1 protein-coding gene and 1 pseudogene are annotated in these 843 nt (G+C 63.0%); both read right to left on the bottom strand.

Annotated elements, in window-relative coordinates:
- Positions 1-243, bottom strand: a pseudogene (locus RCF13_RS00080) (flagellin); the annotation flags it as partial.
- Positions 244-486: 243 nt separating this feature from the next.
- Positions 487-843 (bottom strand): flagellin (locus RCF13_RS00075; protein WP_275086739.1); only part of this gene is annotated, 357 nt, incomplete at its 5' end.

Genomic DNA, 843 nt, shown 5'->3' with positions numbered 1-843 from the left:
CGCGCCTTCGGCGGTCTGGGCCAGCGAGATGCCGTCGTTGGCGTTGCGCACGGCAACGTCCAGACCGCGGATCTGGGTGCTGAAACGCTCGGAGATCGCCAGGCCGGCGGCGTCGTCCTTGGCGCTGTTGATGCGCAGGCCTGAGGACAGGCGCTGGATGGTGGTGGCCAGGCTGGAACCGCTGGTGGACAGGTTGCGCTGGGCGTTCAGCGACATCACGTTGGTATTGATGACTTGTGCCATTTTCTTGCTCCTGGTGGCGATGATGTCGCCGACGGTTGAGAGGCCTCCCGTAGGAGGGGCCGTTGCAGTTTTAATGCCTCGGCTGATATCAATAACGGCGACATGTCAACTGTCTTTAGCGGGAATTTGCGGTGTTCTGCAGGTCGTGTTCATGCGCTCGCGTTACTGCCAGAGCCCGGAGCTGCAGACGCAGAAAGGCCGCCCGAAGGCGGCCTTTCTGTGTTGCCTGAAACGGGGCAGGGATCAGCCCTGCAGCAGGCTCATCACGCTGGACGGCGACTGGTTGGCCTGGGCCAGCATCGCGGTACCGGCCTGCTGCAGGATCTGCGTGCGGGTCAGTTCAGCGGTTTCCTTGGCGTAGTCGGTGTCGCGGATACGGCTACGCGAGGCCGACAGGTTTTCCGAGGTGGTGTTCAGGCTGGCGATGGTGGAGGTGAAGCGGTTCTGGATCGCACCCATGTCGGCACGCGAGGAGTTCACCGAAGTCAATGCATCGTCAACGATGGACAGAGCGCGCTGGGCGCCTTCCACCGTGGTGATGTCCAGGTCGGCGACGGTCTTCTTCTCCGAAGCGACAACCGCGGTGGCAGTGCCGCCGAT

The sequence above is a fragment of the Stenotrophomonas maltophilia group sp. RNC7 genome (assembly GCF_030910085.1).
GTDB classification, from domain to species: domain Bacteria; phylum Pseudomonadota; class Gammaproteobacteria; order Xanthomonadales; family Xanthomonadaceae; genus Stenotrophomonas; species Stenotrophomonas sepilia.
The sequence above is the reverse complement of the archived record's forward strand: the minus strand, read 5'-3'. Positions and strand labels throughout refer to the sequence as shown.